At 69.4% G+C, this 25,651-nt stretch carries 23 protein-coding genes; 11 read left to right on the top strand and 12 right to left on the bottom strand.

Annotation, left to right across the window (positions count from 1 at the left end; genetic code table 11):
• Position 1 precedes the first annotated feature (1 nt).
• The 8 genes from DK368_RS02210 to rpsF all read right to left on the bottom strand — a co-directional run bounded on the left by DK368_RS02210 (position 2) and on the right by rpsF (position 7,173).
• On the bottom strand, positions 2–805 hold the full coding sequence (locus DK368_RS02210; protein WP_114391898.1) for an ABC transporter ATP-binding protein: 804 nt from the start codon (positions 803–805) through the stop codon (positions 2–4).
• Positions 802–1,572 (bottom strand): MlaE family ABC transporter permease, encoded by a 771-nt coding sequence (locus DK368_RS02205; RefSeq protein WP_114391897.1) that lies wholly within the window; start codon positions 1,570–1,572, stop codon positions 802–804. Before DK368_RS02205 ends, DK368_RS02210 begins: the two co-directional genes overlap by 4 nt.
• A 28-nt stretch (positions 1,573–1,600) precedes the next feature.
• Entirely contained in the window at positions 1,601–2,713 is a 1,113-nt protein-coding gene (gene alr / locus DK368_RS02200; RefSeq protein WP_114391896.1) for an alanine racemase, read from the bottom strand.
• 34 nt (positions 2,714–2,747) lie between these two features.
• Entirely contained in the window at positions 2,748–4,238 is a 1,491-nt protein-coding gene (locus tag DK368_RS02195) for a replicative DNA helicase (RefSeq protein ID WP_240002293.1), read from the bottom strand.
• Between the two features lie 167 nt (positions 4,239–4,405).
• Positions 4,406–5,686 (bottom strand): SAM-dependent methyltransferase, encoded by a 1,281-nt coding sequence (locus tag DK368_RS02190; RefSeq protein WP_114391894.1) that lies wholly within the window; start codon positions 5,684–5,686, stop codon positions 4,406–4,408.
• Between the two features lie 166 nt (positions 5,687–5,852).
• Positions 5,853–6,413 carry a 50S ribosomal protein L9 gene (rplI, locus tag DK368_RS02185; protein WP_114391893.1) on the bottom strand — a complete coding sequence of 187 codons (561 nt, stop codon included), beginning with the start codon at positions 6,411–6,413 and terminating at the stop codon, positions 5,853–5,855.
• 20 nt (positions 6,414–6,433) lie between these two features.
• Positions 6,434–6,715, bottom strand: a complete 282-nt coding sequence (gene rpsR / locus DK368_RS02180) for a 30S ribosomal protein S18 (RefSeq protein ID WP_114391892.1) — start codon at positions 6,713–6,715, stop codon at positions 6,434–6,436.
• Positions 6,712–7,173: a 30S ribosomal protein S6 gene (rpsF, locus tag DK368_RS02175; protein WP_114391891.1), complete on the bottom strand. Its 462-nt coding sequence runs from the start codon at positions 7,171–7,173 to the stop codon at positions 6,712–6,714. Before rpsF ends, rpsR begins: the two co-directional genes overlap by 4 nt.
• A gap of 506 nt (positions 7,174–7,679) precedes the next feature.
• On the opposite strand from rpsF, the gene fabD reads away from it, so the two are divergent.
• From fabD to mltG, 5 genes are all read left to right on the top strand, one after another.
• A complete protein-coding gene (fabD, locus tag DK368_RS02170; protein WP_114391890.1) occupies positions 7,680–8,621 on the top strand; it encodes an ACP S-malonyltransferase in 942 nt (313 codons plus the stop codon).
• A gap of 22 nt (positions 8,622–8,643) precedes the next feature.
• Complete coding sequence (gene fabG, locus DK368_RS02165) at positions 8,644–9,381, top strand: 3-oxoacyl-[acyl-carrier-protein] reductase (protein WP_114391889.1); 738 nt, start codon at positions 8,644–8,646, stop codon at positions 9,379–9,381.
• A 195-nt stretch (positions 9,382–9,576) separates the two neighbouring features.
• Entirely contained in the window at positions 9,577–9,813 is a 237-nt protein-coding gene (locus DK368_RS02160; RefSeq protein WP_114391888.1) for an acyl carrier protein, read from the top strand.
• 109 nt (positions 9,814–9,922) lie between these two features.
• Positions 9,923–11,188: a beta-ketoacyl-ACP synthase II gene (gene fabF / locus DK368_RS02155; RefSeq protein ID WP_114391887.1), complete on the top strand. Its 1,266-nt coding sequence runs from the start codon at positions 9,923–9,925 to the stop codon at positions 11,186–11,188.
• An 8-nt stretch (positions 11,189–11,196) separates the two neighbouring features.
• Positions 11,197–12,225 carry an endolytic transglycosylase MltG gene (gene mltG / locus DK368_RS02150; protein ID WP_114391886.1) on the top strand — a complete coding sequence of 343 codons (1,029 nt, stop codon included), beginning with the start codon at positions 11,197–11,199 and terminating at the stop codon, positions 12,223–12,225.
• A 13-nt stretch (positions 12,226–12,238) separates the two neighbouring features.
• Here the strand turns inward: mltG and DK368_RS02145 are convergent, their stop codons facing one another.
• The 3 genes from DK368_RS02145 to DK368_RS02135 all read right to left on the bottom strand — a co-directional run bounded on the left by DK368_RS02145 (position 12,239) and on the right by DK368_RS02135 (position 14,864).
• Positions 12,239–12,688, bottom strand: coding sequence for a DNA polymerase III subunit chi (locus tag DK368_RS02145; RefSeq protein WP_114391885.1), 450 nt, complete (start codon positions 12,686–12,688; stop codon positions 12,239–12,241).
• A gap of 49 nt (positions 12,689–12,737) precedes the next feature.
• Entirely contained in the window at positions 12,738–13,280 is a 543-nt protein-coding gene (locus DK368_RS02140; RefSeq protein WP_114391884.1) for a hypothetical protein, read from the bottom strand.
• Positions 13,281–13,370: 90 nt separating this feature from the next.
• Complete coding sequence (locus DK368_RS02135; RefSeq protein ID WP_114391883.1) at positions 13,371–14,864, bottom strand: leucyl aminopeptidase; 1,494 nt, start codon at positions 14,862–14,864, stop codon at positions 13,371–13,373.
• A 275-nt stretch (positions 14,865–15,139) separates the two neighbouring features.
• On the opposite strand from DK368_RS02135, the gene lptF reads away from it, so the two are divergent.
• From lptF to rsmA, 5 genes are all read left to right on the top strand, one after another.
• Positions 15,140–16,267, top strand: a complete 1,128-nt coding sequence (gene lptF / locus DK368_RS02130) for an LPS export ABC transporter permease LptF (protein WP_114391882.1) — start codon at positions 15,140–15,142, stop codon at positions 16,265–16,267.
• Entirely contained in the window at positions 16,267–17,361 is a 1,095-nt protein-coding gene (gene lptG / locus DK368_RS02125) for an LPS export ABC transporter permease LptG (protein ID WP_114391881.1), read from the top strand. The genes lptF and lptG overlap by 1 nt, the downstream gene beginning before the upstream one ends.
• A gap of 76 nt (positions 17,362–17,437) precedes the next feature.
• Positions 17,438–18,709 carry a peptidylprolyl isomerase gene (locus DK368_RS02120; protein ID WP_162305822.1) on the top strand — a complete coding sequence of 424 codons (1,272 nt, stop codon included), beginning with the start codon at positions 17,438–17,440 and terminating at the stop codon, positions 18,707–18,709.
• Entirely contained in the window at positions 18,709–19,725 is a 1,017-nt protein-coding gene (pdxA, locus tag DK368_RS02115; RefSeq protein WP_114391879.1) for a 4-hydroxythreonine-4-phosphate dehydrogenase PdxA, read from the top strand. Before DK368_RS02120 ends, pdxA begins: the two co-directional genes overlap by 1 nt.
• A 5-nt stretch (positions 19,726–19,730) precedes the next feature.
• Positions 19,731–20,615 (top strand): 16S rRNA (adenine(1518)-N(6)/adenine(1519)-N(6))-dimethyltransferase RsmA, encoded by an 885-nt coding sequence (gene rsmA / locus DK368_RS02110; protein ID WP_420818883.1) that lies wholly within the window; start codon positions 19,731–19,733, stop codon positions 20,613–20,615.
• A gap of 99 nt (positions 20,616–20,714) precedes the next feature.
• On the opposite strand, the gene DK368_RS02105 is transcribed toward rsmA, so the two are convergent.
• On the bottom strand, positions 20,715–23,759 hold the full coding sequence (locus DK368_RS02105) for an Rne/Rng family ribonuclease (protein ID WP_114391878.1): 3,045 nt from the start codon (positions 23,757–23,759) through the stop codon (positions 20,715–20,717).
• Between the two features lie 526 nt (positions 23,760–24,285).
• Between DK368_RS02105 and DK368_RS02100 the strand changes: the two genes are divergently transcribed.
• Entirely contained in the window at positions 24,286–25,596 is a 1,311-nt protein-coding gene (locus DK368_RS02100) for an N-acetylmuramoyl-L-alanine amidase (protein WP_155524440.1), read from the top strand.
• Positions 25,597–25,651 lie beyond the last annotated feature (55 nt).

Here is a 25,651-nt window from a genome sequence, read left to right as displayed (position 1 = left end):
CTCAGAACGCGCGGATCTGCATCTGGATCGGGCCGTCGGCGCGGCCGTGGATGAACTGGTCGACGAAGGCGTTGCCGGAGCGGTCGATCTCCGCCGTCGGGCCGACCCAGACCAGCTGGCCCTTGTGCAGCATGGCGATGCGGTCGGAGATCTTGCGGGCGCTGGCCATGTCGTGGGTGATGGAGAGCGCCGTGGCGCCCAGATCCTTCACGCACTGCACGATCAGGTCGTTGATGACGTCCGACATGATCGGGTCCAGCCCGGTGGTCGGCTCGTCGAAGAAGATAATGTCGGGCCGGGTGCAGATGGCCCGGGCCAGGCCCACGCGCTTCTGCATGCCGCCGGACAGTTCGGAGGGGAAGAGGTCCGCCACCTCCGGCGCCAGCCCCACGGCGCCCAGCGTGGCGATGGCCCGCTCGCGCGCCTCGCGCCGGCCGACCCCCTGGCCCTGGATCAGGCCGAAGCCGACATTTTCCCAGACCGGCAGACTGTCGAACAGGGCGGCGCCCTGGAACAGCATGCCGAACTTGCGCAGCACCGCCTCGCGCTCGCGGCCATGCAGGTGGGTGGTTTCCTCGCCGTCGATGAAGATGCGGCCCGCATCCGGCTCCAGCAGGCCCAGGATGCATTTCAGCAGCACCGACTTGCCGGTGCCCGACCCGCCGATGATGACCAGGCTTTCGCCGGGCATGACATCCAGGTCGATGCCGTTCAGCACCACCTTGGGGCCGAAGGCCTTCTTGACGCCGCGCAGGGAGATCTTCGGCGCGCCGGCCGCGCCGTTGCCGCTGGACTCCAGGCTCATGAGAAGAAGATCCCCGTCAGCAGATAGTTCAGCACCAGGATCATGATGGAGGCGCTGACCACGGCGTTGGTGGTGGCCGCGCCCACGCCCTGGGCACCGCCGCGTGAATTATAGCCGTGATAGCAGCCCATCAGCGAAATGACGAAGCCGAAGCAGGCCGCCTTCACCAGGCCGGAGACCACATCCATGAACTCCAGATACTGCCAGGTGCTGTTGATATAGGTGGAGGCGTTGAAGTCCAGCCGGTAGACCGCCACCAGATAGCCGCCGAACACGCCGATGATGTCGGCCACCAGCACCAGCAGCGGCAGCATGGCCGTGCCGGCGATCAGCCGCGGCGCCACCAGATATTTGAAGGGGTTGGTCGACAGCGTGGTCAGCGCGTCCACCTGCTCGGTCACGCGCATGGTGCCCAGCTCGGCCGCCATGGCGGCGCCGATGCGCCCCGCCACCATCAGCCCGCCCAGCACCGGCCCCAGCTCGCGCGTGATCGACAGCACCACCACGGTGGCGATGGCGCTCTCGGCATTGAAGCGGGAGAAGCCGCTGTAGCTCTGCAGGGCCAGCACCATGCCGGTGAAGACGGCGGTCAGGCCGACCACCGGCAGGCTGTAATAGCCGATCTCGACCATCTGCCGGCCGATATGGCGCAGATAGAAGGGGGGCCGCAGGCAGTGGGACAGGGCCATGAAGGTGAACAGGGTGATCTTGCCCAACGCTTCCAGGAAGCCAAGCGTCGTCCGGCCGATCGCACTCAGAAAGCCCATACAGGCACCCTTTCCACCACGGGGTCGTTCATTGGCTACCGAGATAGACCCTGTGGTAACGGCTGCCAAGCCTTGTCAGCACCTCGTAGCTGATGGTGCCGCCCTCCAGGGCCACCTGATCGACGCTGCGCCAGGGGCCGATGACCTCGACCCAGCCGCCCTCGTGCAGATGCTCCGGCGGCACCGCGCTGGCGTCCACCGTCAGCAGATCCATGGAGACGCGGCCGATCACCGGGGCCGGATAGCCCTCGATTCGGGCCACGCCCTTGCCGCTGGCGGCCCAGGGATAGCCGTCGGCATAGCCGATGCTGAACCCCACCACCGTGCCGGGACCCTGGACCCGATGCGTGGCGTCATAGCCCACGGTCATGGGCGCATCCACATGGCGCACCTGCAGGATGCGGCCCAGCAGCCGCACCACCGGCCGCATGGGATTGTCCTGCCAGGGCGTGGGGTTGCCGCCATGCAGGGCGATGCCCGGACGCACCAGATCGAAATGGTAGTCGCGGCCATGGAAGATGCCGGCGGAGTTCGACAGGCTGGCCGGTGCCGTGGGCAGGCGCGCCAGCGCCGCGCGGAACCGGCCCAGCTGCGCCGCGGTCATGGGATTGTCGGGATGGTCGGCGCAGGCCAGATGGCTCATCCAGGCCTGGACGGTCAGGCCGCGCAGCAGCCCGGCCGGATCGGCGGCCAGCCGGTCCAGTTCCGCCGCCTCCAGCCCGATGCGGTTCATGCCGGTGTCGATATGGCCGATGACGGGCAGGGGGCGGCCCAGGGCCGCGGCCTTGGCCCGCCAGCGCTCCAGGTCGCCCAGCGTGTTGGCCACGGGGATCAGGCCATTGTCGGCCAGATCGCCCTCGGTGCCGGCGGGGATGCCGTGCAGCACCACCAGCCGCGCCTCCGGCAGGGCGGCGCGCAGGCGCACGCCGGCCTCCAGCTCGGCCACGAAGAAGGTGCGGGCGCCGGCCCGCCACAGGGCCTTGGCCACCGGCACGGCGCCCAGCCCATAGGCGTCGGCCTTGACCACGGCGGCGCATTCGGCGGGGGCGACCCGGGCGGCCACCGCGCGCCAGTTCTGCACCACCGCATCCAGATCGATCAGAAGAACATTGCCGGCGCGCCGCGCGGCCGGGCTGTCCATGGCCTCCCGCCCTGCCGCCGGCAGGGGGTACAGCTCACTCGTTGTCGTAGGCACCGTGCTGGGTATCCAGATCGCCGAAGCGGGTAAAGTTGCCGTCGAAGAACAGACGGACGGTTCCGACAGGTCCATGGCGCTGCTTGCCGATGATGACCTCGGCCGTATTGTGGACCTGCCCCAGCCGCTCCTGCCAGCGCTGGTAACGATCGTTGAACTTGTCCTGGGATTCGTCGGGCCGCTGCCCCGGCTCGGCCCGCTCCAGGTAATATTGTTCGCGGAACACGAACATGACCACGTCGGCGTCCTGCTCGATCGAGCCCGACTCGCGCAGGTCCGACAGCTGCGGCCGCTTGTCCTCGCGCTGTTCCACCGAGCGCGACAGCTGCGACAGGGCGATGACGGGGACGTGCAGCTCCTTGGCGATGGCCTTCAGGCCGCGGGTGATCTCCGAGATCTCCTGCACGCGGTTCTCCGGCCCGCGGCCGGTACCGCCGCCGCGCAGCAGCTGCAGATAGTCGACCACCACCAGCCCCAGCCCCTGGGTGCGCTTCAGCCGGCGGCAGCGGGTGCGCACGGCCGTGATGGTCAGGGCCGGCGTGTCGTCCACGAAGAAGGGCACGCGGGCCAGATACTGGCTGGCCTCGACGAATTTCGGGAAGTCGCTGGCGGCGATGTCGCCGCGGCGGATCTTGTCGCCGGAGACCTCGGCCTGATCGGCCAGGATACGCAGGGCCAGCTGTTCCGCACTCATTTCCAGCGAGAAGAAGCCCACCGGCGCCCCTTCCTTGCCGCCGGACAGCATGTAGGCCTTGGCCGCGTTGAACGCGATGTTGGTGGCCAGCGCCGTCTTACCCATGGAGGGGCGGCCGGCCAGGATCAGCAGGTCGCTGGGGTGCAGGCCGCCCAGCTTGCTGTCCAGGTCGCGCAGGCCGGAGGTGACGCCGGTGACATGGCTGGTGCGGCGGAACGCGGCCTCGGCCGTGTCGATGGCGGCCTTCAGCGCCCGCTCGAAGGGGATGAAGTCACCCTTGACGTCGCCGAAGCTGGCCAGTTCGAACAGCTTCTTCTCCGCCTCCTCGATCTGGTCGTTGGCGGTGACGTCCAGCTCATGCTTGTAGGCGGTGTTGACCATGTCCTCGCCGACTTCGATGAGCTGTCGGCGCAGATAGCCGTCATGGATGATGCGGCCGTAATCCTCGATGTTGGTGACGGTGACGATGGCCGCCGCCAGCTGGGCCAGATAGTCGGTGCCGCCGATCTCGCGCAGGTCGTTGTCCTGCTCGAAATAGGCTTTCAGCGTCAGCGGGTTGGCCACCTGGCCGCGGTCGATCATCTTCATGATCGCCGCGAAGATCTTCTGGTTGGCCGGATCGAAGAAATGCTCCGGCCGCAGGAACTCGCCCACCTTTTCGAAGGCGCGGTTGTTGACGAGAATCGCGCCCAGAACCGCCTGCTCGGCCTCCTCGTTGTGGGGCGGCGTGCGGTAGGCGGGTTGGCCCTTCTCGCCCGCCTTGACGGGCGCGTCCATCAGCTTTGTATCCATGATGCCAGTGTAACAGGTCCCGGGTGTGGGCCGCCAATCGTCCGCGCCGCAGCCCAGGTGAAATCCGTGGACAGGATGTGAACAGCTCTGTGGATAAGCCCGCGGACGCGGCGGCGCAAGCGCGGCGGTTGCGGTCGTGGGCGGAGCGGGGATCAGCTCCGCGCCATCCGCGCGGCCGGACTGACCGCCCTGATCCCGGTCCCGTCCGCGCTCCGGTCCCGCCGGGCCAGGGCCTGCTCCTCCGTCGCCATGTAGGTCCGGGTCAGCGGCACCGCATCCACGCGCCGGGCCAGCTGCATCTGGAACACCATGTGGCCCTGATGGCGGAAGGCGCATTCGCAGCCGGCCAGATAGAACTCCCACAGCCGGCAGAACCGCTCATCATACAGGGCCGCGGCCGCCGCCCGCTGCGCCTGGAAGCGCTGGCGCCACTGGCGCAGCGTCTCGGCATAGTGCAGCCGCAGCACCTCCACATCGGTGATCCACAGCTGCGACCGCTCCACGGCGGGCACCACCTCCGACAGGGCGGGGGAATAGCCGCCGGGGAAGATGTATTTGCGAATCCAGGGGTTGGTGATGCCCGGCCCGTCCATGCGGCCGATGGAATGCAGCAGCGCCACCCCATCCTCGGCCAGCAGCCGGCGGACGGTGTGGAAGAAGGTGCCGTACTGCGGGCGGCCCACATGCTCGAACATGCCGACGCTGACGATGCGGTCGAAACGGTCGTCCAGTTCGCGGTAGTCGCGCAGTTCGAACCGCACCCGCCCGTCCAGCCCGGCCGCGGCGGCACGCTGGCGGGCCACGGCCAGCTGCTCCTTCGACAGGGTGACGCCCAGCACCTCGACATCGGCCAGCCGGGCCAGGGTCAGGGCCAGCCCGCCCCAGCCGCAGCCGATGTCGAGCACGCGCTGGCCGGGCTGCAGCAGCAGCTTGGCGGCGATGTGGCGTTTCTTGGCGGCCTGGGCCTGCTCCAGCGGCTGGCCCGGCTCGGTGAAATAGGCGCAGCTGTACTGGCGGTCGGCATCGAGGAACAGGTCGTACAGCGCCCCGGACAGGTCGTAATGGTGGGCCACGTTGCGGCGGGAGCGGTCCAGCGGATTGGTCTGCTGCACCAGCCGGGCCAGCCCGATGATGAGGCCACGCAGACGGGCCACACTGCCCAGGTCGGCGGTGCCGGCATTGCGGGTCACCAGATCCAGCAGATCGAAGATGGTGCCCTCCTCGATCCGCAGCGTGCCGTCCATATAGGCCTCGCCGGCATAAAGGCCGGGATTAACCGCCAGCTTCCAGTGCAGCGAGGACTCGGTCAGGCGCACGCGCAGGGGCGGCGCGCGGCCATCATTGCATCCGATTGTATGGATTCGGTCCTTCGCGTCGATCAGCGTCAGGCCGCCGGATTTGACCAGGCCGCGCAACAGGCGGGCGAACAGCATGGTCCTGCCTCCATCACCGCGTTCGGATGGAAGTCTCGGACTGGAATCGCCAGGGGAGAAGACGTGCGAACGGGCTATGGCGAACGGACGAATCGAAATGGCGCAACCCGTTGGGGTTGCGCCATTTCTTTTCTCAACCAGGCCGATAGGCCAGGGAAGGCGAGGCTCAGGCCTCGGTCTCCTCGCTGGTCTCGGCGGTCTCTTCGACCACCTCGTCCTCGTCCTCGTCGTCATCGGTGCGGGTGACCATGCCACCGCGCTCGGCCTGCAGGGCCGCCTCTTCGGCGGAGCGGGCCACGTTGACGGTCACGAGCACGGTGACCTCGGGGTGCAGAACGACGCGGACCTTGAACAGGCCCAGGGTCTTGATCGGCTCCTCGATGGACACCTGATTGCGGCCGATGCTGAAACCGGCCGTGGTGACGACCTCGGCCACGTCGCGGGACGTGACGGAGCCGTACAGCACACCGGTCTCACCGGACTGGCGCAGGATGACGACGGTCAGACCGTCGATCTTCACCGCGACCTGCTCGGCTTCCTTCTTGCGCTCCAGATTGCGGGCTTCCAGCTGCGCCTTCTGGGTCTCGAAGTAGGCGAGGTTTTCCTTCGTCGCGCGCAGGGCCTTCTTGCGGGGCAGGAGGAAGTTGCGGGCATAGCCCGGCTTCACCTTCACAACCTGGCCCATCTGGCCGAGCTTCTCGACGCGCTCCAGCAGAATGACTTCCATTGTCTGTTCTCCTGGCTCGCTTACTTCACGATGTACGGCAGCAGGGCGAGGAAGCGGGCGCGCTTGATGGCGCGGGCCAGCTCACGCTGCTTCTTGGCCGACACGGCGGTGATGCGGCTGGGGACGATCTTGCCGCGCTCGGAGATGAAGCGCGAGAGCAGCTTGATGTCCTTGTAGTCGATCACCGGCGCATTGGGGCCGGAGAAGGGGCAGGTCTTCCGGCGACGGAAGAACGGACGGCGGCCACCGCCGGCCGAGCGGGGCGCGCCGGCAGCGGCACCCTGGGGACGTTCGGCGTTCATGCGCGCTCTCCTTCACCCTCGGTACGATCCTCGCGACGCGGACGGTCGCCGTCACGGCGCGGACCACGGTCGCCGAACTCGCGGCGCGGGCCGCGGTCGCCGAAGCCGCCACGCGGGCCACGCTCGCCGCGGTCGCCCTTGTTGGCGAGCATGGCGGTCTGGCCTTCTTCGATCTTCTCGACCTTCACGGTCATGAAGCGCAGCACGTCCTCGTTGATGGACATGTTCCGCTCCATCTCGGCCACGGCGGCGGCCGGGGCGTCGATGCCGAAGTAGACGTAGTGGCCCTTGCGGTTCTTCTTGATCCGATAGGTCAGGGTCTTCAGACCCCACTGCTCGGTCTTCAGGATCGAACCGCCATTGTCCTTCAGGATCGTGCTGAAGGTCTCGGTGAGACCTTCCACCTGCGAGGACGCGATGTCCTGGCGGGCGATCATCACGGTTTCATACAGTGCCATATGACTCCCCATGGCTGTTACGCGGTCCGCCGCTGCGCGCCCCGGATGGGGGCCAGCCGCACGGTCCTAGCCGGCACCTGGCGAGTGCCGGCGGGGTTTCGGAAGCGCGGCACTATACACAGGCCGGACGGCAAAGCAAGGCGGAACCGGCGTTTCGGGCTGCGCCGGCCGCATGGCCAGGCCCCGGGCGGGTCCCTCTCCGCTCTCCGCTGCTGCCGGCGGGCGCCCGGCTGCGGCACCATGTCCCCAGGCGGGTGCAGCCATGTCCAGGGGCGGTGCCGTCTCCTCCGCTCTCGTGCGCGCGCACGATCCATAGTCATCAGGACGCCGATCCGCCTGCCTGCATTTGTGCCTATGCAGCGGCGCTGAAACGGTGGCCGCCGTCCCGCAAACGGCGTCGCTGCTTGACTAAGGCGGACGACGCGCTATCAAGGGCGCCGGACCGGGGCGGATTCCCCGAAGATCTGCAGACCATCTGCGTAAACCATTTGCAGAGTGATCAGCCCATGACACGCGCGTTCGTCTTTCCGGGCCAGGGCAGCCAGGCCGTCGGCATGGGGCGTGACCTCGCCGCCAATTTCGCCATTGCCCGTCAGACCTTCGACGAGGTCGATGCTGCCCTGGCCCAGCCGCTGTCCGCCCTGATGTTCGAGGGGCCGGAAGACCAGCTGACGCTGACCGAGAATGCCCAGCCGGCCCTGATGGCCGTGTCGGTGGCGGTTCTGCGCGTGCTGCAGGCGGAGAAGGGGCTGGATCTGGCCAGGCATGCCCGCTTCGTCGCCGGCCACAGCCTGGGTGAATATTCCGCCCTCTGCGCCGCCGGGGCCCTGACCCTGGCCGACACCGCCCGCCTGCTGAAGCTGCGGGGGCAGAGCATGCAGAAGGCCGTGCCGGTGGGTGTGGGCGCCATGGCCGCCATCCTCGGCGCCGACCTGGACGCGGCGCGTGAGATCGCCGCCGCCGCCAGCGCCGAGCGCGAGGTCTGCACCGCCGCCAATGACAATGCGCCGGGCCAGGTGGTGGTCAGCGGTCACAAGACCGCGGTGGAGCGGGCCATGAAGATCGCGGCCGAGCGCGGCTTCAAGCGCGCCATCCTGCTGCCGGTGTCCGCCCCCTTCCATTGTCCGCTGATGCAGCCGGCCGCCGACGCCATGGCCGAGGCGCTGGCCGCCACCACCATCTGCGCCCCGGTCGTGCCGGTGGTCGCCAATGTCACGGCCGAGGCCGTGTCCGACCCGGCCGCCATCCGCAGCCTGCTGGTGCAGCAGGTCACCGGCGCCGTGCGCTGGCGCGAGAGCGTCCTGTACATGAAGGCGCAGGGCGTGACCGAGCTGGTGGAGCTGGGGGCGGGCAAGGTGCTGGCCGGTCTGGCCAAGCGCATCGACAAGGATCTGGCCGCCCTGTCGGTCGGCACGCCCGCCGACGTGGCCGCCTTCGGGCCCGTGTGAGCCCAGTCAAGGAGTGACACCGATGTTCGATCTCACGGGCAAGACCGCCCTGGTGACCGGCGCCTCCGGCGGCATCGGCGCCGCCATCGCCACCGCGCTGCATGCCAAGGGCGCCACCGTGGCCCTGCACGGCACCAAGGTGGAGGCGCTGGAGAAGCTGGCCGCCAGCCTGGGCGACCGTGCCAAGGTGGTGCCGGCCAACCTGTCCGATCCGGCCGCCGTCGAGCAGCTGGCCAAGGAGGCCGAGGCCGCCCTGGGCCAGGTGGACATCCTGGTCAACAATGCCGGCCTGACCCGCGACACCCTGATCCTGCGCATGAAGGACGAGGACTGGCAGACGGTCATCGACGTCAATCTGACGGCCGCCTTCCGCCTGTCGCGCGCCCTGGTCAAGGGCATGATGAAGCGCCGCTTCGGCCGCATCATCGGCATCACCTCGGTGGTGGGCGTGACCGGCAATCCGGGACAGGTCAACTATGCCGCGTCCAAGGCCGGCCTGATCGGCTTCTCCAAGGCGCTGGCCCAGGAAGTGGCCAGCCGCAACATCACCGTGAACTGCGTCGCGCCCGGCATGATCCAGACGGCCATGACCGACGTGCTGACCGACGCCCAGAAGGAGGCCATGTCCAGCCGCATCCCCGCGGGGCGGCTGGGCTCGGCTGACGACATCGCCGCCGGCGTTGTCTACCTTGCCAGCGACGAGGCCGCGTATGTCACCGGCCAGACGCTGCACATCAATGGTGGCATGGCCATGATCTGAGGCCGGGACCCCGCCAGGACCCCTGCAGTATCAGCGATGCTGGTCAGGGACCGCGGGGTATGTTATGTGACGGCACTTTTCTGACCGGCGCGAGAACAGACTGGCGCAGACAGGATACCCGTCGCAGACCCGTCCTACTCACCAGAGCCACCAGAATACGACTACCCACCGGAAGATCCTGAAAGGTCAAATCAGATGAGCGACATTGCCGAGCGCGTTAAGAAGATTGTCATCGAGCACCTGGGCGTGGAAGAGGCCAAGGTGACCGAGACCGCCAGCTTCATCGACGACCTGGGCGCCGACTCGCTGGACACCGTCGAGCTGGTGATGGCGTTCGAGGAGGAGTTCGGGATCGAGATTCCGGACGATGCCGCCGAGAAGATCCTGACGGTGAAGGACGCCATCGACTTCATCCAGTCGAAGTCCGCCTGATCCATCGGGCCGCTTGTGGGGCCAGCCCATCCGGGCTGGCCTCGCACCATTTCGGGCCGGACCGTTCGCGGAGCCGGCCACCAGGGGAAACCAGGTACAGGTCGCACCCATGCGCCGTGTCGTCGTCACCGGTCTTGGCATGGTCAGCCCTCTCGGGGTTGGCGTGCAGCACAATTGGGACCGTCTGATCGCCGGTCAGTCCGGCATCCGCGCCATCGACAGCTTCGATGTCTCCGATCTGCCCTGCCGGATCGCCGGTATGGTGCCCCGCGGAACCGAGGGCGCCGGGGTCTTCAACCCCGACAGCTATGTCACGCCCAAGGACCAGAAGAAGATCGACGATTTCATCCTCTACGCCATCGGCGCGGCGGATGAGGCGATCAAGGACAGCGGCTGGAAGCCCGACACCGAGGAACAGGCCGAGCGCACCGGCGTGATGATCGGGGCCGGCATCGGCGGCCTGTCATCGATTTACGAGTCCTCGCTGCTGCTGGCCGAAAAGGGTCCGCGCCGCATCTCCCCCTTCTTCATCCCGTCGTCCCTGATCAATCTGGCCTCGGGCCATGTCTCGATCATCCACGGCTACAAGGGTCCGAACCACTCCGTGGTCACGGCCTGCTCCACCGGCGCCCACGCGCTGGGCGATGCGGCCCGGCTGATCGCCTTCGACGATGCCGATGTCATGGTGGCCGGCGGCGCCGAGGCGGCGGTCTGCCGCCTGGGTCTGGCCGGCTTCGCCGCGGCCCGTGCGCTGTCCACCGGCTTCAACGATACGCCGCAGAAGGGCAGCCGCCCCTATGACAAGGACCGTGACGGTTTCGTCATGGGCGAGGGCGCCGGCGTCGTCGTGCTGGAAGAGTACGAGCACGCCAAGAAGCGCGGCGCCAAGATCTATGCCGAGATCATCGGCTACGGCCTGTCGGGCGACGCCTACCACATCACCGCTCCGGCCGAGGACGGCAATGGCGGCTTCCGTGCCATGAGGATGGCGTTGAAGCGGGCCGGCCTGAACCCGGGCGAGATCGACTACATCAACGCCCACGGCACCTCCACGCCGGTGGGTGACCTGATCGAGCTGGGGGCCGTGCGCCGCCTGTTCGGGGCCGATCTCAGCGGCGCGTCCATGTCCTCCACCAAGTCGGCCATCGGCCATCTGCTGGGGGCCGCCGGCGCCGTCGAGGCCATCTATTCCATCCTGTCGATCCGCGACCAGATCGTGCCGCCGACCCTGAACCTGGAGAATCCCTCCGAGGGCACGGAAGGCGCCGACCTGGTGCCGCTGAAGGCCAAGGAGCGCAAGGTCCGCGCCGCGCTGTCCAACAGCTTCGGTTTCGGCGGCACCAACGCCTCGCTGATCTTCACGTCGATCGACTGATCCGGGCCGTGTCCACCGACAAGGCCGATCCGCCGGTCAAGCGCCGCCGCTGGGTTCTCCCGGCGGCGGCGTTTCTGCTTCTGCTGCTGGCCCTGGCCGGCGGCGGGGCATGGTATGGCTGGCAGCGCTATACCGGGCCGGGGCCGCTGGCCGCCGACAGCCAGCTGGTCATCGCCAGGGGCAGCGGCGTCCAGGCCATCGCCCGCCAGCTGGCGGGCGCGGGCGTGGTGCGCAGTCCCTACGACCTGATGCTGGCCGCCAAGCTGCGTGAGAGCGCCCAGCGCCTCAAGGCCGGTGAGTACGCCTTCACCGCCGGGATGAGCGTGCAGTCCGTGCTGGACCTGCTGGAGAGCGGCAAGACCGTGGTCCGCCGCGTCACCGTGCCGGAGGGGCTGACCAGCCGGCAGATCCTGGTCCTGCTGGAGGGCGAGCCGGGCCTTGCCGGTACGGTCGATCCGGTGCCGGCCGACGGTACGCTGCTGCCGGAGACCTATCATTATTCCTGGGGCGACAGCCGGGCCGAGATCGTGGCCCGCATGCAGGAGGCCATGCGCAAGGCCCTGGCCGAGCTGTGGCCGGGCCGGGCGGCCGGCCTGCCGGTGACGACGCCGGAGCAGGCGGTGACCCTGGCCTCGATCATCGAGAAGGAGACCGCCGTGGCGTCCGAGCGCCCGCGCGTGGCCGGCGTCTTCGCCAACCGTCTGCGGCTGGGCATGAAGCTGCAATCCGACCCGACCATCATCTATGCCCTGACCGGGGGCAAGGGGCCGCTGGACCGGCCGCTGACCCGGGCCGACTGGAAGCTCGACTCGCCCTACAACACCTATGTGGCGGACGGGCTGCCGCCCGGTCCCATCGCCAATCCGGGGCTGGCCTCGCTGAAGGCCACGCTGAACCCGGAGGCGCACAAATTCCTCTATTTCGTGGCCGATGGCAGCGGCGGCCACGCCTTCGCCGAAACGCTGGAGGCGCACAACCGCAATGTGGCGGCCTGGCGCAAGATCCGGGACGAGCAGGGGGAGACGGCGGCGCAGTAGCGCCGGCCTGCTGTCAGGCCTTCTTCTCCCAGCCGCCGCGCTCGGTCTGCTGCCAGTAGGTCAGGCCGTGCCCGGCCTCCTTGGCGGCCTTCCAGCGGCGGCGGGCCGCGGCGACGGCGTCGGGATCGGTGCCGTCGAACAGGTCGCAGACCAGGGCATAGTCGCCCAGCCGCGCACTTTCGGCCCCATCGGTCAGGAACAGCACATGGGCGTCGTTGGGGCGCTCGTCGGCGGCGGTCAGATAGACCGGCTGCCGCTCGGGAAAGCCATCCTTGGCCGTGCCATGGGGCAGGAAACTGTCGGGCTTCCAGGTCCAGAGATGCAGGGCCAGCGCCTCGGCCCGCTCCTCGCTGGAGGTCATGACAACGGCCGTCCAGCCGCGCTCCAGCGACTTCTCCAGCAGCCCGGGCAGCGTCTGCTCCAGGGAAGCGCGGGTCAGATGGTAGAAGCGCAGCTCGCTCATGCCCCGCCGTGCCTTCCGGATTGCAGGTTCAACAGGGGAGGGGCCGTCCTCACCGGTCGCCCAGGTCGCTGAAATCGATTCCGGCCGCCAGGGCCATCAGATCGTCCAGCGTCGCGGTGTCGGTGGACAGCATGGCCAGACCCGACACGCCCACCGGGATCTGGATGATGATGCGGTGCGGCTGCTGGCTTTCCACGATCACCGCCCGCTGCTTGGCCACGAGGGCGACGCGGGATGCCGGGGGCAGGTTGGCTGGGGTGGTGATGGAGCCGCGGATGGCGCTGACCAGGGTCGGGCTGCGCGCGGCGGCCACGGTGACCGCGACGGGGCCACGGCGATAGACGCGCTCGGCCGACAGCGCCGTGTACATGGCCAGCACGCCGCCGGCCAGCTGCGGTTCGCCCGCTGTCCAGCCCTTGGGCACGTCGGGCAGGGCGCCGACCAGCTGGCTGTTCGGCTCCCGCTTCTGCGCCGCCTGGGCCGCAGCCGGCGCCGGGGTCAGACCGGGCAGGGCCAGGCCGGGCGGGATCAGGCCCAGGACCAGAAGCCCCGCCAGGATCAGGGCGCTGCGGCGGATCGGGGAGCGGATCACGGGAACGATACTCCGGATGCGGGCGGGACGGCAAAACGGTCGGGCGGGCCGGCAGGGTCACCCTGCCGGCCGTTCCGGGAACAACGGGCCTCAGCCCTCGTAGTGATCGGCCACCAGCCGGTCCAGCAGGCGCACGCCGAAGGCGGTGGCCCCCTTCGGCACGATGCCGCGGTCGGCCTTGGCCCAGGCCGTGCCGGCGATGTCCAGATGGGCCCAGGGGGTGCCGTTGACGAAGCGCTGCAGGAACTGGGCGCCGATGATGCTGCCGGCGGTCATCGGGCGGCCGATGTTCTTCATGTCGGCGGCGTCGCTGTCGATGTCCTTGTCATAGGCCGGGGCCAGGGGCATGCGCCACAGCAGCTCGCCGGTCTTCTTGCCGGTGGCGGCCAGCCGCTCGGCCAGCTCGTCATTGTTGCTGAACAGGCCGGCATGCTCGTTGCCCAGGCTGACGATGATGGCGCCGGTCAGGGTGGCGAGGTTGACCATGAACTTCGGCTTGAAGGTGGCCTGCGTGTACCAGAGCGCGTCGGCCAGGACCAGCCGGCCCTCGGCGTCGGTGTTCAGCACCTCGATGGTCTGGCCGGACATGCTGGTGACGATGTCGCCGGGGCGCTGGGCGTTGCCGCCGGGCATGTTCTCGGCCAGGGCCACCACGCCAACCACATTGGCCTTGGCCTTGCGGCCGGCCAGGGCGGCCAGCAGGCCGATGACGGCGCCGGAGCCCGCCATGTCCCACTTCATGTCTTCCATGTTGGCGGCCGGCTTGATGGAGATGCCGCCGGTGTCGAAGGTGATGCCCTTGCCGATGAAGGCCACGGGCGCATCGCCCTCGGCACCGCCATTCCAGCGCATGATCACCAGCCGGGGCGGATGGGCACTGCCCTGGCCCACGCCCAGCAGGGCGCCCATGCCCAGCTTTTTCATCTTCTTCTCGTCCAGCACCTCGACCTCGACGCCGAGATCCTTCAGCGCCAGGCAGTGCTCGGCCAGGGACTCCGGATAGATGATGTTGCCGGGCTCGGACACCAGGTCGCGGGTCAGGAACACGCCGTCCAGCAGCTTCTCCTGCCGGTCCCAGGCCTTCTTGGCGGCCTTGGCCTCGTCGGTCAGCACGGTGACCTTCTTCAGGCTGGGCTTCTTCTCGGCCGGGGTCTTGGTCTTGTACTTGTCGAAACGGTAGCTGCGCGAGGCGGCGCCGAAGGCGATCTCCACGGCCAGCTCGGCGGCCGGCAGGGTCACGCCGTCATGGCTGTCCACGGCGATGGACAGCTCGGTCTCACCGGAGGTGACGAGGCCGGCCACGGCCACGGCGCCGGCGCTGTTGGCCGTCAGGGCGGTGACCTCGGCCGGCTTGCCGATGCCGACCAGCAGGATGCGGCCGCTGTCCACGCCGGTGGGGGCCAGCACGGTCAGCACCTCGTCCGCCTTGCCGCTGAAACGGCCCGACTCCATGGCGCGGGTCAAAAGCCCGCCCGTCCGCTGGTCCAGATCCCGGCCGAAGGCGCCCAGGGCACGCTCGGCGGCAACGGTCACGGCCACGACGCCCGCTTTGGGCAGGGCCACCGGGGAGAAGGCGATCTTCATTCTTGGCTCTCTGTTGTGGTGGGCACAGGCTGTTCTGGCGGGCAGACGACAGGGCTGCTGCCGGACGCGGAACCCGTCCCGGGTGTTGTCTCGCACTCTGGGAGTCGATAAAGAACAGCGTCCCGACCGTGTCAAGCCATGCGGCGCTCCGACGGGGTCCTTTTGCGGGGACCGCAGACCGGCGCCACGATGCCGACGCAATGATGCGCTAGGGCGGTGGCGGGTTGCGCGTGTGGGGAGCGGGGAACGGACCCGGCTCTGTGGTACGGGAAGGCATGAACCAGATCAGCCGTTATCTGCTTCGGAACCTGACGGTGGCGACGGTCTTCGTCACCGCGGGCCTGTCGGTGGCCATCTGGCTGACCCAGTCCATGCGGCTGGTCCAGCTGGTGGTGGAGGGCGGCGCGCCGCTGTCCATGTTCTTCCGGTTGGCCATCCTGACCTTTCCCACCTTCCTCTATCTGGTGCTGCCGGTGGGGCTGCTGGCCGCGGTGCTGTTCACCTACAACCGGCTGACAATGGACAGCGAGCTGGTGGTGATGCGGGCCGCCGGTCTGGGGCCGCTGGCGCTGGCGCGGCCGGCCCTGCTGCTGTCGGTGGTCGTGGCCCTGATCTGCTATGCGCTGACCATCAGCATCGGCCCGGCGGCCCAGCGGGAGATGATCCGCCTGCGCAACGAGGTCCGCAGCGAATACACGGCTGTGCTGCTGCGCGAGGGCACCTTCAACGATGTGGGGCCGGGCCTCACCGTCTATGTGCGCGACCGTGGCCGCAATGGCGAGCTGTCGGGCCTGCTGATCCATGATGTGCGCTCCCCCGAGGAGGCCACCACCGTCATTGCCGACCGCGGCATGCTGGTCGATGGCGACGGCGCGCCGCGGGTGGTGGTGTTCAACGGCACCCAGCTGAAGTTCCACGAGGCCACGGGCAAGCTGGAATGGCTGGAGTTCGACCGCTACGCCGTCGATCTGCAATCGCTGCGCAAGGAGCTGGGGCAGCGCTGGCCGGACCCGCGCGAACGGCCGCTGGGCCAGCTGCTGCACATCTCGGCCGACCCGCTGGATCAGCAGTTCGCCTCGCGCCTGCGGGCCGAGCTGCACAGCCGCCTGTCGATGCCGCTGCTGGCGCCGGCCTTCACCGTGCTGGCGCTCTGTGCCCTGCTGCCGGGCGAATTCTCGCGCCGTGGCCGGACCCGCCGCATCGCCGCCGCCGCCGTGGCGGCGCTGGTGCTGGAAAGCGCCGTGCTGGGCGTGGCCAATCTCGCGGGCAAGACGCCGCCGCTGACGCCGCTGCTCTATCTGCTGGTGCTGGCGCCGGTGGCCGGCGGCCTGTGGTACATGAAGCAATGGCGGCGGATGCGGCGGCTGCTGGGCCGTCCCGCCGCCACGGCGGAGGGACATTGATGCGCCTGTCGACGACCCTGTCCGTCTATATCGGGCGCCAGTTCCTGCTGTGGTTCCTGGTGGTCCTGGCCGTGATGCTGTCCATCATCTACCTGCTGGACACGGTGGAGCTGCTGCGCCGGGCCGCCAACCGGCCCGAAGCCTCGTTCCAGCTGGTGGTCGCCATGGGGCTGCTGAAGCTGCCGGAGATCGGGCAGCAGATCTTCCCCTTCGTCGTGCTGTTCGGCGGCCTCTACACCTTCTCGCGCCTGACGCGGACGCAGGAGCTGGTGGTGGCGCGGGCCAGCGGCATTTCGGTCTGGCAGTTCATCGCCCCGGTGCTGCTGGTGGCGGTGGCGCTGGGCGTGCTGCAGATCACCGTGCTCAATCCCATCTTCTCCGCCATGCTGACCCGCTATGAGCGGCTGGAGAACCGCTATCTGCGCGGACAGACCTCGTCCTTCGACGTGTCGAAGTCCGGCGTCTGGCTGCGCCAGCCGGGGGAGACCGGCGGCTATCTGATCCACGCGGAGTCGGTGGTGCCGGGCACGCTGGAGCTGCGCCGGGTCATGGTGCTGCTGAACGGCGCCGAGGGCGGCCTGACCAGCCGCATCGACGCCCAGGCCGCGACTCTGGCCCCCGGCTATTGGGACCTGCGCGAAGCCTGGTACAACCGTCCCGGCCGGGCGCCTGAATTCCTGGCCCGCTACCGCCTGCCCACGGTGCTGACGGAGGAGCGGATCCAGGAGAGTTTCGCGCCGCCCGATACCCAGTCCTTCTGGGAGCTGCCGCGCTTCATCGCCACGCTGGAGGCTACGGGCCTGTCCTCGCTGCGGCATCGGCTCTACTGGCACACGCTGCTGGCCCAGCCCGTGCTGTTCGCCGCCATGGTCCTGCTGGCGGCGGCCTTCGCCCTGCGGCAAACCCGGCAGGGCGGGACGCTGATGCTGATCGCCAGCGGCCTGCTGGTGGCGCTGGTCCTGTTCGTCATCCGCGATGTGGTCCAGGCCCTGGGCCTGTCGGGGAGCATTCCCGCCATGCTGGCCGCCTGGGCCCCGGCGGGGGCCACGGTGATGCTGGGGATGGCCGCCCTGCTCCATACGGAGGATGGTTGACCGTCCGGTGCTTTGCCTCCGGGCGGATTAACCTCTATAAGAACCCACCATGTCTCAGCCTGTGATCCGACGCACCATGAAAAGCCTCCTCCGGAGCACCCTCGCCGGCGTCACCGCCGCCTTCCTGTTCGCCGCGTATCCGGCGGCCGCGCAGCAGGGCGATCCTGCCGAGGGGCGCATCGCCGCCGTGGTCAACGAGGAAGCCATCACCATGGCCGACGTGCTGGCCCGCCTGCGGCTGGCCCTGGTCTCCTCCGGCCTGCCGGACACGGCCGAGGCGCGGCAGCGCCTGCTGCCGCAGGTGCTGCGCCTGCTGATCGACGAGCGGCTGCAGATCCAGGAGGCGCGGCAGCGTACCGTCAGCGTCAGCCCGGATGATGTGGATGACGAGCTGAACGATCTGGCCAAGCGCAACCGCATGACCATGGACCAGTTCAAGGAAGCGCTGGACAAGAGCGGGGTGCCCTTCAGCACCATCCGCGAACAGACCATCGCCCATGTCGCCTGGAGCAAGCTGGTCCAGCGCGCCGTGCGCCCGAGCGTCGTCGTGGCCGACGAGGAGGTCAACGCCTATCTCGAGCGCATCAAGGCCAATGCCGGCAAGCCGGAATATCTGGTCTCCGAGATCTTCATTCCCGTGGACAAGCCCACGGATGAGCAGCAGGCCAGCCAGCTGGCCGACCGTCTGGTCGACCAGATCGGGCAGGGGGCCAATTTCCAGGCCGTGGCCCAGCAATTCTCCCAGTCGGCCGGTGCCGCCACCGGCGGCGACCTGGGCTGGATCCAGCAGGGCCAGCTGGAGGAGAATCTCGACCGCGCCCTGCAGCAGCTGCGCCCGGGCCAGTTCTCCCGTCCCATCCGCAGCGTGGCCGGTTTCCATATCCTGTGGCTGCGCGACCAGCGCGCCGTTTCCGCCGGCGATCCCAAGGAGATCCAGGTCAGCCTGCGCCAGTTCGTGCTGCCGGTGGGCAATGCGCAGCAGGCCGAGGCCGTGATGGCGGCGGCCAAGCAGGTGGCCGAGGAGGCCTCCAGCTGCGAGGCGCTGGACGCCGCCGCCCAGCGCCTGCCCGGCGCCCAGACCCTGGCCCAGCCGCTGACCCGCATCGCCGACCTGCCGGCGCAGATCGGCCAGTTCGTCTCCAGCCTGGGTGTCGGCACGCCGACGCCGCCGATGATGACCGATCATGGTGCCATGATCCTGATGGTCTGCGACCGCGTGGTGCCGGAAGGCAGCCTGCCGCCGCTGGACCAGGTGCGCAACGCCCTGTTCCTGGAGCGGCTGGACATGCAGCAGCGCCGCTATCTGCGCGACCTGCGCCGGTCGGCCACCATCGAATACCGCCTGTGATGGTGGCGCCCGCCCGTCTTCCGCTCGCCCTGACCATGGGCGAGCCGGCCGGCATCGGCGGTGAAATCGCGATGAAGGCCTGGATGTCCCGGCAGGAGCAGGGGCTTCCGGCCTTCTTCCTGCTGGATGATCCGGACCGCCTGCGGTCCCTGGCCGCACGTCTCGGCTGGGACGTGCCGGTCTGCGCCATCGCCGACCCCGCGGCAGTGCCGGCACGGTTCGGCACGGCGCTGCCGGTGCTGCCGCTGCCGGTGTCCGCGCCGGTGGTGCCGGGCCAGCCCGATCCGGCCAACGGGCCGGCGGTCATCGCCAGCATCGACCGGGCGGTGGATCTGGTGCGCCAGGGCCATGCCGCAGCGCTGGTCACCAATCCCATCCAGAAGAGCAGCCTGTACCAGGCGGGGTTCCGCTGGCCCGGCCACACCGAATATCTGGCCCATCTGGCCGGGCTGTCCGACGATGGCACGGTGATGCTGCTGGAGGGCGGCGGCCTGCGTGTGGTGCTGGCCACCATCCATCTGGCGCTGCGGGAGGCGGCGCTCCGCCTGACGGCCGACTCCATCCTGCATGTGGCCCGTGTCACCCATGCCGCCCTGCGCCGCGATTTCGGCATCGCTGCGCCGCGGCTGGCCGTGGCCGCCCTCAATCCCCATGCCGGCGAATCCGGCAGCATGGGGCGGGAGGAGATCGACATCATCGCCCCGGCCGTGGCGGTGCTGCAGGGGGAGGGGATCGCGGCCAGCGGCCCGTATCCCGCCGACACGCTGTTTCATGCCGGTGCCCGCGCCCGCCATGACGCCGTGGTCTGCATGTACCACGACCAGGGCCTGATCCCGCTGAAGACCCTGGATTTCGATACGGGCGTCAACATCACCCTCGGCCTGCCCTTCATCCGCACCTCGCCGGACCACGGCACGGCGCTCGGCCTCGCCGGAACCGGCGGCGCCAGCGCCAGCAGTCTGGTGGCGGCGCTGCGCCGGGCCGCGGATCTGGCCGACCGCCGCGCCGGAGCCTGACCGCCATGACCATGACCATTCCGCCGGCCGTCGATCCGGTGCCCGCCGAGCGGCCGCACCCCGATCTGGCCAGCCTGCCGCCGCTGCGCGACGTCATCGCCCGCCATGATCTGGCAGCCAAGAAGGCCTTCGGCCAGCATTTCCTGCTCGACCTCAATGTCACCCGCCGCATCGTGCGCGAGGCCGGGGATTTCACCGGCGTCACCGTGGTGGAGGTGGGGCCCGGCCCCGGCGGCCTGACCCGCGCCCTGGTGGAGAGCAGGGCGCAGGGCGTGGTGGCGGTGGAGCGCGACCCGCGCTTCGCCGCGGCTTTGGCCGATCTCATCGCCGCCGCCGGTGGCCGGCTGCGGCTGGTGCAGGCCGATGCGCTGGAGGTGGACCCGGTCGATCTTGTCCCGGCGCCGCGCGCCGTGGTCTCGAACCTGCCTTACAATGTGGGCACGCCGCTGCTGATCGGCTGGCTGAAGCGCATCGACCAGTATGTGTCGCTGACGCTGATGTTCCAGAAGGAGGTGGCCGACCGCATCGTCGCCCGCCCGCGCAGCGGCGCCTATGGCCGTCTGGCCGTGATGTGCCAGTGGCTGGCGGACTGCCGCGCGGTCATGGATTTGCCGGCGCGGGCCTTCACCCCGCCGCCCAAGGTGGACAGCGCCGTGGTGCGGCTGACGCCCCGGATGCGTTCCGCCGACGATCCCGCCTTCGCCACCATGGAGGCGCTGGTGGCCGCGGCCTTCGGCCAGCGCCGCAAGATGCTGCGCGCCAGCCTCAAGGGCCTGCTGCACACGCCCGAGCCGCTGCTGGAAAGCGTCGGCATCGCCCCGACCGCGCGGGCGGAAGAGGTGGATGTGGACGGGTTCGTCCGCCTGGCCAAGGCCTGGCGCCCGCTCTGATCCCCGGGGCCGCGTCCGGGCGGCATCTCCCGTGCCGATATGAAAACGGGGGGATGCCCATGCATCCCCCCGTTTTGCTGGTCGGCGTCGTGACCGCCGTCAGCGGCGCTTGCTCCACCAGCCGCGGCGCGGGGACTCGGTCTCCGCGGCGGCCTCCGTCGGCTCGCCCGTCAGCGGCGCGCTGTTGGCCACAGGCTCGGCCGGCGTCTCGCTGATCGCCGGTGCCGCCTCGGCCACGGCCGGTTCTGCGGCCTTCTTGCGGCTGGCGCGCTTCTTCGGCGCCGGTGCTGCCTCGGCTTCGGGGACCGGCTCGGCCTTGGCCGCGGCGGCCTTGGTCCGGGCCTTGCTGCGCGACGGCTTGGCCGCCGGGGCTTCGGCCTCGGGCGCCACCTCGGCCGCGACAGGCTCGGCGGCCTTCTTGCGGCTGGCGCGCTTCTTCGGCGCCGGGGTCGCCTCGGCCGGTTCCGCCACGGTTTCGACCGCGGGCACCGGTTCGGCCGCGACAGGCTCGGCGGCCTTCTTACGGCTGCGGCTGGGCCGCTTCTTGGCGGCAGGGGCGTCCTCCGTCACTGCCGGCTCCACCAGAGCCGCGGCATCCGCCGTCACAGCCTCGGCCGGAACCACCGCCTCGACGGCGGCGGCGACGCTGTCGGCCACCTGCTCCACGGCCGCTTCGACCGCAGTCAGGGGGGGCGTCAGGGGCGCCGCGTCGGCCAGGCTGTCGGCCGTGCTCTCGGCTTCGTCGGACCCGCGTCCGCGCCGGCGCCCACCGCGCTTGCCGCGGCGACGCTTGCGCTTTTCGCTGTCCTCATCGTCGGCTGCGTCGGCCGTCTCCGCGGCAGCGTCCTCGGCAGCCTCATCCCCGGCAGGACCGTCCTCGGCACCGGGGGCGGCGGCGATGGCAGCCGGCATCTCGCCGGTCTCGTCGCTGTCCTCGTCACCCTCGGCGCCCTCATCCTCACCCTGCGGGTCCAGGGCGCGGCTGTCCGGCCGGTCGCCCCGACGACGGCGGCGCCGGCGGCGGCGGCCACGGCCTTCGCGCTCGCCATTGCCGGCGGACGGGGCGGGCGGGTTGGCGCTCTCCTCGGCTTCCTCCTCACCGGCGGCCTCGGCCTCGGCAGCCTCGGCGGCGGCCTCCTCCTGCTCCAGCTGGCGCTCGGTCATGGCGAAGACCTTTTCCGCCACCACGGGGGCGGGGGCGCTCTCTTCGCCCGGCAGCTTGGCCTTGATCCGCTCCAGCCGGTGGTCCGGGCCGGTCAGCTGGTCATCGGCCTGCATATAGACGCGCAGGCCGTGCCGCCGCTCGATATCCGCCAGAACCTCACGCTTCTGGTTGAGGATATAGAGCGTGACGCTGCTGGCGCAGGTGACGGTGATCTCGCTGGAGCGGCGGCGGATGCCTTCCTCCTCGATGGCCCGCAGCACGGCCAGCGCCGCGCTTTCCTGCGAGCGGATGAGGCCGGTGCCCTGGCAGTGCGGGCAGCGCTCGAAGTTGATCTCCTGCAGGCTGGGACGCAGCCGCTGGCGCGACAGTTCCAGCAGGCCGAACGGGCTGATGCGGCCCAGCTGGATGCGGGCACGGTCGGACTTCATCGCCTCTTTCAGGCGCTTCTCGACGGCGGCGTTGTTGCGCCCGTCCTCCATGTCGATGAAGTCGATGACGACCAGGCCGGCCAGATCGCGCAGACGCAGCTGGCGCGCCACCTCGTCGGCGGCCTCCAGATTGGTCTTCAGCGCCGTCTCCTCGATGTTGCGCTCCTTGGTGGAGCGGCCGGAGTTGACGTCGATGGCGACCAGCGCCTCGGTCTGGTTGATGACGATGTAGCCGCCCGACTTCAGCTGGACCACCGGGTTGAACATCGCCTCGATGGCACCCTCCACCTGGAAGCGGTGGAACAGGGGAATGCCCTCGTCCTTGTAGAGCTGGATCTTCTTGGCGTGGCTGGGCATCAGCATCCGCATGAAGTCCTTGGCGGTGCGATAGCCGTCCTCGCCCTCCACATGGATCTCGTCGATGTCGTTGGCGTACAGATCGCGGATGGACCGCTTGATCAGGTTCGCCTCTTCATAGATCAGCGCCGGCGCCACCGACTGCAGCGTCGTCTCGCGGATGCTGTCCCACAGGCGCATGAGATATTCGAGGTCGCGCCGGATCTCCGGCTTGCTGCGCTCGATGCCGGCGGTGCGCAGGATCACCGACATGCCCGAGGGGATGTCGAACTCCTCCAGCATCTCCTTCAGCCGCTTGCGGTCGGCAGGGTTGGTGATCTTGCGGGAGATGCCGCCGCCGCGCGGGGTGTTCGGCATCAGCACGGCATAGCGGCCGGGCAGCGACAGGTATGTCGTCAGGGCCGCACCCTTGTTGCCGCGCTCCTCCTTGGTCACCTGCACCAGCAGGATCTGCCGGCGCTTGATGACTTCCTGGATCTTGTAGCTGCGCAGCGGGCGGCGGCGGGCCGGGCGCGCCTCGTCCTCCGGCTCCTCTTCGATGGTCTCGCCGGTGTCGGCGGCGGCGTTCATGCGCCGCTCGCGGCCATTGCTGTGACGGAAGCGCGGGCGGCGGCGGCTTTTGGCCGGCGCGGCAGCCTCCTCGGGGGCATCCTCGGCGGCATCCTCGGCGGACGTCTCCGCCCCCGCGGCCCCCAGCGGGCTGGCTCCCTCAAGGGCGCTGTCGGGATCGGTCCCGTCGGCACCGGCCCCGTTGGCCTCGGTCCCGTCATCGCTCAGGCCGGCCTCGATCGGGGCGGGGGGGGCGCCCCCCACATCGTCCGGCAGCGGCAGGTCGGCCGTCTGTTCCTCGATGCTGCCGTCCTCGGCATCGGCCCGTTCGATGGCCTGGCGCTCGCGCTCCTCTTCCAGCTCCTGCTGCTCGCGCAGCAGGGCTTCGCGGTCGGCGACCGGGATGCGGTAATAGTCCGGATGGATTTCCGAGAAGGCCAGGAACCCGTGCCGGTTGCCGCCATACTCGACGAAGGCGGCCTGCAGCGAGGGCTCCACCCGGATGACCCGGGCCAGATAGATGTTGCCCTTCAGCTGCTTCCTGGAGGCGATCTCGAAATCAAGCTCGTCCAGGCGGTTTCCATTCACCACGACGACCCGGGTTTCCTCCGGATGCGTGGCGTCCACAAGCATACGCTTGGCCATATGTCGTCCCCGTGGCCACACCGACCACCCGTGCGACGCGGGTCGGCTGGCAGTCGCCACCGTCTGCTGCGGAGCGGGCGGCACGGAGTTCAACCTGTCGAACGGCGCTTCCGGGGAAGCGGCCAGGACGGGCCATCATGCCGATGCCGGGGTTCGGGCCGGCTCACCGGCTCGAAACCAGCTCCGTGGTTTCACAGGACCGCTTTCCAGAAGCGTCACGGCCCACAGTCGCGATACGGGCGCAAAACGGCCGATGGCGCGGGTTCGGGGGCGACGCAGACGCCCCGGGAAGGGGGCGCTTGGAGGAGAGCGGTTTGTCGCGGGACACAGGATAAACATCGTCCGGGTGTTCCACAATGAAAGAATTTAACCCTACCACCTCTCCTCCTTCGATCGGTCTGGTACATCGGGGTCACACCGGGCCGTGACATGAGTCGCGCTGTCATGAACGGCGTTGAAGCCCCTGATTCGTTAGGGGTATAAAGGGTGCCGTTCGTCCTGAAGGTCCCCCGAGTCGAGGTGATCCTTGCCCCATGGCCCGACCAGCTGGCTGCGTCACGGCCTTGCCGTGCTCTGCATCGCGTGCGTCGCCCTGCTGGCGGGGGGGGCGTCTGCCCGGACGGCTTCGGGGCAGATGACGGCGCAGACGGCGGCGCTGCCCGCCGCCGGGCTGGCCACGGCCGGGGCGGAGCATCAGATTCTGGGTGCCCGCTTGGGCGTCCATCCCGACAAGACCCGGTTCGTGCTGGACCTGTCCGCCGCCACCCCGTTCCGGGTGGAGACGCAGTCAAACCCCTGGCGCGTGGTGATCGATCTGCCGGAACTGGCCTGGGCCGTGCCGTCGCTGCCGCAGGGGCGGGGGCTGGTGCGCGCCGTCGGCCGCGAGCCTGCGGCGGCCGGGCGCAGCCGGCTGGTGCTGGACACCACCGGTCCGATCCATGTGCTGCAGGCGGCCGTGATCCCGCCGCGCGATGGCCATCCGCCGCGCTTCATCCTCGATCTGTCTCCCGGCGACGGCCGCACCCGGGCGGGCCAGACGGCCGGCACGCTGGCGGCGGCGAACCCGCCAGCCGCTTTGCCGCCGGCGGCCCGGGTGGCTGCGGCCACGGTGCCGCCGCCGGTGGCGCGCAAGCCGCTGACCAAGCCCCTGGTGGTGCTGGACCCCGGCCATGGCGGCAAGGACCCCGGTGCCCATGCCGTCAACGGCGTGCATGAGAAGGAAATCACCCTGGCCATGGCCAGGGAGGTGCGGCGTCAATTGCTGGCCACCGGCCGCTACCGTGTGGAGATGACCCGCGACCGCGACATCTATATCCCCCTGCGCGAGCGTGTGGCCTTCGCGCGCGACAAGGGGGCCGATCTGTTCATCTCGCTGCATGCCGACAGCATCGGCCGCAGCGAGGTCCGTGGCCTGTCCGTCTACACCCTGTCGGAGACTGCGTCCGACAAGGAGGCCGCCATGCTGGCGGAGCGGGAGAACCTGTCGGATGCCATCGCCGGCGTCGATCTCAAGGCCCGCTCGGCCCAGGTGGCCAGCATCCTCATCAACATGGCCCAGCGCGATACCATGAACCGGTCGCTGCGGTTCGCCTCGGGTTTCCTGGGATCGCTGGACCGGCAGGTGGCGGTGCTGCCGAACCGGCCGCTGCGGTCGGCCGGCTTCGCCGTGCTGACGGCGCCGGACATTCCGTCGGTGCTGGTGGAGATGGGCTACCTCTCCCACCGTGGCGACGCCAAGCTTCTGGCATCGCAGACGCATCAGAAGCGTCTCGGGGCGGCCTTCGTGCGTGCCGTCGATGCCTTCTTTGCCAAAGACACGGTATTGAGCCGGTCTTGATCAGGACATAATTGGGCATAGCCTGCATCGGTGGAAGGGCGGGACCCCGCCCGAC

This window comes from Oleisolibacter albus (assembly GCF_003336875.1).
In the GTDB taxonomy this organism is placed as follows: Bacteria; Pseudomonadota; Alphaproteobacteria; order Azospirillales; family Azospirillaceae; genus Niveispirillum; species Niveispirillum album.
This window is presented reverse-complemented; position numbering and strand designations above follow the sequence as displayed.